Origin of the sequence: Acidovorax sp. SUPP3434 (assembly GCF_030159015.1) — a bacterium.
Taxonomy (GTDB): domain Bacteria; phylum Pseudomonadota; class Gammaproteobacteria; order Burkholderiales; family Burkholderiaceae_C; genus Paracidovorax.
Map to the genome: position 1 here is coordinate 56,154 of NZ_BQXL01000025.1, position 6,260 is coordinate 62,413.

5 protein-coding genes are annotated in these 6,260 nt (G+C 67.9%); 3 read left to right on the forward strand and 2 right to left on the reverse strand.

The annotated features are described in order from the left end of the window. Positions 1-97: 97 nt before the first annotated feature. Entirely contained in the window at positions 98-916 is an 819-nt protein-coding gene (locus tag AVKW3434_RS23110) for an HDOD domain-containing protein (protein ID WP_284407686.1), read from the reverse strand. Positions 917-1,094: 178 nt separating this feature from the next. Next, positions 1,095-1,751 carry an SGNH/GDSL hydrolase family protein gene (locus tag AVKW3434_RS23115; protein ID WP_284395299.1) on the reverse strand — a complete coding sequence of 219 codons (657 nt, stop codon included), beginning with the start codon at positions 1,749-1,751 and terminating at the stop codon, positions 1,095-1,097. A 222-nt stretch (positions 1,752-1,973) separates the two neighbouring features. Here AVKW3434_RS23115 and AVKW3434_RS23120 point away from each other — a divergent pair, with 222 nt between their 5' ends. The 3 genes from AVKW3434_RS23120 to AVKW3434_RS23130 all read left to right on the forward strand — a co-directional run. After that, on the forward strand, positions 1,974-4,298 hold the full coding sequence (locus AVKW3434_RS23120) for a type VI secretion system Vgr family protein (protein ID WP_284407687.1): 2,325 nt from the start codon (positions 1,974-1,976) through the stop codon (positions 4,296-4,298). Then, complete coding sequence (locus AVKW3434_RS23125; protein WP_284407688.1) at positions 4,288-4,800, forward strand: hypothetical protein; 513 nt, start codon at positions 4,288-4,290, stop codon at positions 4,798-4,800. Before AVKW3434_RS23120 ends, AVKW3434_RS23125 begins: the two co-directional genes overlap by 11 nt. Positions 4,801-4,918: 118 nt before the next feature. Further along, a partial coding sequence (locus AVKW3434_RS23130) for a hypothetical protein (RefSeq protein ID WP_284407689.1) occupies positions 4,919-6,260 on the forward strand: 1,342 nt, incomplete at its 3' end.

A 6,260-nucleotide genomic window follows, 5' to 3' on the forward strand; every position in this document is an offset into this window, starting at 1 on the left:
GGCCTTGCGCCCCACCCCGTCAGGCCGGCTTTCGCCGGCCTTTTCATTGGCGTCTCCGTGGGCGCCGCTCCGCTGACGGGCGGATGGATGGATCGGTTTACAGCGCCGACGTGTCGGTGAACACGGTCGGGTCCGGCAGGTGGTCGGCGAGCCAGCCGGGATCGAGCTGCAGCGCCTGCAGCAGTTCGTCCGGCAACGCGCCGATCGTCTCCGCCACGCTCGCCTTGGGGCCGACGGCGATCTCCGCCAGCAGCGTGGCCACGTGCACGATGGCGCCCAGGCGGCAGAACGAGGGGCTGGCCAGCGGGTCGGAGGCCGTCTCCAGCGCACGCACCACCTCGTCGGGGAATTTCCACTGCCGCGCCAGTTCGGCCGTGATCTGCCCTTCGGTGAAGCCCAGCAGGCTTTGCTCGCGCTGCCAGCGGCCGCCGGGCAGGTGCGGCAGGCGTTCGATCTCCACGATCTCGCTCGGCGCCTTCTGGGCGATGATCAGCTCGCCCAGCCGCACCATGAAGCCCGTGAGCCACGATTGCTGCACGTCGGTGCCCAGCGCCCGCGCCAGCCACTGTGCGTAGCCGGCGCAGGCCATGCTCTCCTTCCAGAACTCCTGCCGGTCCACGCCCGGCGCGTCGGCGAACGAGCCCGTCATGCACGCCGCCAGGGCCAGCGTGCGCACCTGGTTGAGCCCCACCATGTTGATGGCATCGTCGAGCGAGGAGACCTGGCGCGGCAGCCCGAACCGCGCGCTGTTGGCCATGCGGACCAGCTTGGCGGTGAGCGAAGGGTCCTTGGAGATGGCGGTGCGCACCTTCTCGAAGGGGATGTCGTCGTCGTGCAGGGTCTGGATCAGGCTGTGGGCCACCTCGGGCATGGTGGGCAGCTTGACCTCCTGGAGGAAAGCGGCGAGTGCGGGCATGCGGACGACCTTTTCTTGAAGGGGATGTGCAGGCCGGCCTTCCAGCCCGCTGGTGTTTTTGTATCACCGTCTCGGCGCCCGCCGGGCAGGGAATTCACCAGCCCGCGGGTTTGTGCTGCCCTCGCAACGGCTGACCCCGCAGCCCTGCCCATGCCCTTGCAGGCCATGGCCGCTTGCGCTATGCGCCCAGCCGGAAGGTGCGTTCCAGCGCCACCGTCAGGCGGTCGGCCAAGCGGTTCGAGGCGGCCTGCGTGGGGTGGATGCCGTCGGTCGTGTCCCTGTCCACCGAGAACGGCATCGAATCCCAGTGCGCATGCACCGTGCGGGTGTCGGCCGCCACCCGGCGGATGGCCGCATTGATCGCCTGCATGGTGGCGAGTGCCGCGGGGCCGAAGATCTTGTCGGAGACCGGGGTGATCCCGGTGACCACGGCGGCATGCCCCAGCGAATGCACGCAGCGGATGAGGCCGCGGTAATCGTCCTCGAACGCCTCGATGTCGAAGCCTGGGCGTGCGTGGTCGTTCACCCCCACCTGCAGGACCACGATGCGCGACGGGTGCGGCTCGGTATCGAACGGACCCTGCGGCCCGCGGGGGAAAAGCTCGGGCGGCGCACTGTCGAAGGGCGCGTCGTAGCCCCGCACCAGGTCGTACGCCTGGAGGCCGGCCGCCGTGCGGTCGTCGATCACCCAGCGCGGGCGCCTGGCCAAAATGCGCTGCGCTGGCGTTTGCGCGTGCCGCCAGGTCGTGGACGCGGGATCGAAGCCGAACAGAATGCTGTCGCCGTCAAGCTCCACCGAGCATGGCCGCTGCGGGCCGAAAACTGCATCTCCCATGGATTCCCTTTTTATCTGGTTGCGTAGCACCCGGCGACTGCTGCCGGATCACTTCGCAGTCCACCACAACCCCGCTGAAACCACAACGGACGCAGTCGCAGATAACCCCACGAACATCTGGATGCAATTGAGGCTGTTGCGCCGCACAAACGCGCGGTGCCGATGGGCAGGCCTCGCCAGCATAATGCGGACCCGATTCAAAGCTAAGAAACAATTTCTCGCATGACTAATCGCCGCGTAACAATTCAAACGCCTTTGGGAGAGGCGTTGCAATTCAGGCAATTGAAAGGAAGCGAGGCGCTGTCCGCGTTGTTTGAATTCGAGATCGACCTGATCTCCAAGAACAAGGGCATCGACCCCAAAGCCTTGCTGGGCCTCGCTGCCACGGTCATGGTGGAGACCGAGGGACTGGGCCGGCGTTACCTGGACGGTATTGCCACGGGCTTTGGCATGCAGGGCCAGGACACCTCGGCCAATTACGCCTACCGCATGGTGCTGCGCCCCTGGCTGTGGCTGGCCACGCGGCGCAGCGATTTCAAGATCTTCCAGGAAATGACCGTCCCGGATATCGTGGAGAGCGTGCTGCAGAAATACGGTCAGCCGATGCAGAAAAAGCTCTCCCGGGCTTATCGCGTGCGGCCCTATACCGTGCAATACCACGAGACCGATTTCGCCTTCATCGCGCGGCTGTGCGAATCCGAAGGCATTTACTGGTATTTCGAACACCAGCCCGGCAGCCACACGCTGGTGTTCGCCGACGACGTGATGGGCTCGCACAGCCCGCTGCCGGGCGGCCACGTGATTCCCTTCCACCCGCCGGGCAAGGCCGCCCTGGCCGACCGGGAACACATCTTTTCCTGGCACATGGGCCAGCAGGTGCAGCCCGGCCGGTCCTACCTGGACGACTACGATTTCAAGAAGCCGCGCGCCGATCTGTCCGACATGCGCCAGTCCCCGCCGGGGCATGCCCACGACAGCTACGAACGGTACGAGTGGCCCGGGGGCTACACCGAGTTTTCCGACGGGGAAACCTACACCCGGCTGCAGATGGAAACCGGCCTGGCCGGCCACCACCGCGCCCAGGCGAAGTTGAACAAGCGCAGCATCGCCCCCGGCTACACCATCGTGCTGGACAACTACCCGCGCGAAGACCAGAACCAGCAGTACCTGGTGGTGTCGGTCGAGTACTACCTGGAGGAAAACGCCCAGGCCAGCGTGGGCCTGAACGGCGTGGGCCAGACCCAGGGCGGCTCCATCCAGCGCTTTTCGATGGAGGTGCACCCCACCGCCATGCCCTACCGCCCCGTCGTCGCCACGCCCCGCCCTCGCACCACGGGCCCGCAGACGGCCGTGGTCGTGGGCCCGCCGGGCGAGGAGATCTGGACCGACCAGTACGGCCGGGTGAAGGTGCAGTTCCACTGGGACCGCATCGGAGCCATGGACGAGAACTCCAGCTGCTGGGTGCGCGTGTCCTCCACCTGGGCGGGGCCGCAGTTCGGCAACGTGTTCATTCCGCGCATCGGCATGGAGGTGATCGTCGACTTCCTGAACGGCGACCCGGACTACCCCATCATCCTGGGCTGCGTCTACAACGCCGACAACATGCCCCCCTGGGGCCTGCCCGGCAACGCGACCCAGTCGGGCATCAAGACCAAATCGAGCAAGGGCGGCGCCTTCGGCCCGGGCCTGAAGAACGGCGCCGGCGACGCGAACGCGCTGCGCTTCGAAGACAAGGCCGGCGCCGAGCAACTGTGGCTGCACGCGCAAAAGGACCAGCTCACCGAAGTGGAGAACGACGAGGACAAGTGGGTCGGTAACGACCGGCGCAAGACCATCGACCGGGACGAGACCAACGTGATCCACCGCGACCGCACCGAGACAGTGGACCGCGATGAAAAGATCACCGTGCACAACAACCGCACCGAGCGGGTGGACCATGACGAGAAAATCAGCATCGGCGATAACCGGCGCGAGGACGTGGGCATTGACGAGACGGTGAGCATCGGCAAGAACCGCACCAAGACCATCGGCAGGAACGAGAAGGACAAGATCGGCAGCAACTGGTCGATCAAGGTCGGCAAGTTCAAGACCGAGACCATCGGCATCGCCTCGATGCAGAACGTGGGCGTCGGCCGCATGGAAAACGTGGGCGTGGTCTACAACCTCAACGTGGGCGCCATCATGGCCACCATCGTGGGCAAGAACCAGAGCACCACCGTGGGCAGCGACCAGGACGTCAAGGTCGGCACCAACCAGAGCACGGTGGTGGGCACCAAGTACAGCCTCAACGTGGGAGGCGGCGGCGGTGGCGGAGATGCCGGCGGCGGCGGCATGGCCAAGAACGTGACCGCGCCCTCGGGCGGTGGCGAAGGCGGCGGGGGAGCCGGCTCCAGCATCACCATGGATGCCGAGACGATCACCCTGAAGGTGGGTTCCAGCTCGCTCATCCTCCAGGCCGACGGCACCATCACCGTCAACGGCAACAGCATCCGCCTCATCGGCGCAAGCGACGTCACCACGCTTTCCGGAGGCATCCATGAAAACTGATTCCCGCATGCTCCGAAGCACCCCGCCTGCGGACGGCCCCGCCGCAGATCCCGCCACCGCGTGGTCGCTCCAGCCCGCCCAGGTCCTGCGCCAGGATGCGGATGGAACCGTGGTCCTTCGCTGCCAGGGCCGCGAACACCGCGCGGAACTGGCCTCTCAAGTGCCCGGCGTGATCGAAGGCCAGTTCGTGCTGGCCGCGCTGGGCTCCGGCCAGGAAGCACCGACACCGGATGGCAGGCCCCTGCCCTCGCTGGTCGTCGCCGCCTGGCCCTGCCCCGGCGCGCCGGCCACACCGCCCTGGCAGTTCGACCGGGCCACCGGCGCGCTGTCGCTCGAAGTGACCCACCTGGACGTGAGTGCGGTGAGCCGTGTGCTGCTGCGCTGCGCCGATGCGCGCATGCAGTTTTCCCAGGACGGATCGGTCGAGACCCGGGGTCACCAGATCACCTCGGCCGCCGTCGAAACCCATCGCATCGAAGGCGGATCCATCGAGTTGAACTGACCCGGTTCGCCGCGATGCGTCGCGCCTGCGTCCGCTGCGCGATGCCCTGGCCGCCCTCTCCGGTTCCGATGGAGCTTCCGACGGTGCCGCTGCCTGCTTGCTTTTCTTCGCCTGGCCCATGATCACTCGCCTTCGCCCTTCCGCGCCCCCTCCACTGCCCGGCATGCTGGCCCGGCAGATGGGCATCGCCGTGCGCGCCTATGGGCGCCGGGCGGGGCTTCTGCGCCAGGCCCACACCGTCCGGGCCCTCAAGGCCGTCGATCAGCGGCTGGACGCGCTGATGGACGTCTGCCGCTACTACGGGCCGGCGTGCCTGGACGAAGTGGCCTGCGTGGAGGCGCAAGCGCAGACCCGTTCCGAAGAAATCGCGGGGGCGGCCTTCGTGCGCATCGCGCTCGCGGAGCGGTACGAACCCGATGCGTCCGTTCGTCTGGAGGGGATCGCCCGCCTGCTCGCGGCCCAACCCATGTCCGTTCGGGACGCGCTGTGGTTCTATGCCGCGCCGCCAACCTGCGGCCACCTGCTGGCATCGGACGACGCGCACCTGCTGGCCTGCGGTGTGGAACTGGCGGGGCGGCTCGCCCTGCCGGAGCACATCGCCGGGGTGCATGCGGCAGCAGTGCGCGGCGCGGACCCGGATGCGTGCCTGCTGGCCTGCGCGCGCATGGGGCAGGTGCCACCCCGGGCAGAAGAACAATGGAAGGCCGTGCTGCAGGGTCAGGACCTCGCCCGGCAGATCACCGCGCTGCAGGCGCTGGGCACCATGGGCGGCCATCGGCTGCAGCCGGAACTGCGGCACTACATCGACCGCCTCACCGCCGCAGACGGCCCCACCGAGCGATCGCACCCCGTGGGCTGGGCCGCCGCGGCCGACGCAGCGCTTGCGCTATGGGCCGCGCGCGAACCCGAAACGGCCCTGGGCGCCGTCCTGCAAGGGCTTCGGGTGCCCAACGACACCGCGCTGCGGGTCGCCGCCCTCTCAGGGCGCATCGAGGGGCTGCTGCCGGTGCTCGATTTCATCGAGCGGCAAGACCGGCCCGTGGAGCCCGGCGAACGCGACCTGCTGCGGCTGGTGTTCGGGCAGGTGCCGGGCGAGCTGACGAACACCCAAGGCACGGCCCGCGAGCGCCAGCGCGCCTTGCGCGTCCTCGCCTGCCAGGTGTTCGCGGCCAACGGCTGCACGGGGCTGGAGCCGGCCCACATCACCCGCTGGACGGACGCCGCGCTCAAGGACCGCCTCTGGGCGCTCGATGCCATCCGCATTCGTTCGGGCGGGCCGATCACGCAGACCCATCGCCTCGCACCAACCTTCGACGTCGGCCATGCGCTGCGAAGCTGGCTCTACGTGGAGCATGCGGCGGTGACCCACCGCCCGTTTCCGCTGTCCCACGAAGACCTTGCCGCACGGCAGATGGCCGCTGTGGAAACCGTGCAGCTCATGGACAGCCTGCAAGCCGATC

Bases quoted from the DNA above. Each gene is read 5' to 3' on its own strand.
- AVKW3434_RS23110 (WP_284407686.1), bottom strand. From the start codon at position 916: ATGCCCGCACTCGCCGCTTTCCTCCAGGAGGTCAAGCTGCCCACCATG.
- AVKW3434_RS23115 (WP_284395299.1), bottom strand. From the start codon at position 1,751: ATGGGAGATGCAGTTTTCGGCCCGCAGCGGCCATGCTCGGTGGAGCTT.
- AVKW3434_RS23120 (WP_284407687.1), top strand. From the start codon at position 1,974: ATGACTAATCGCCGCGTAACAATTCAAACGCCTTTGGGAGAGGCGTTG.
- AVKW3434_RS23125 (WP_284407688.1), top strand. From the start codon at position 4,288: ATGAAAACTGATTCCCGCATGCTCCGAAGCACCCCGCCTGCGGACGGC.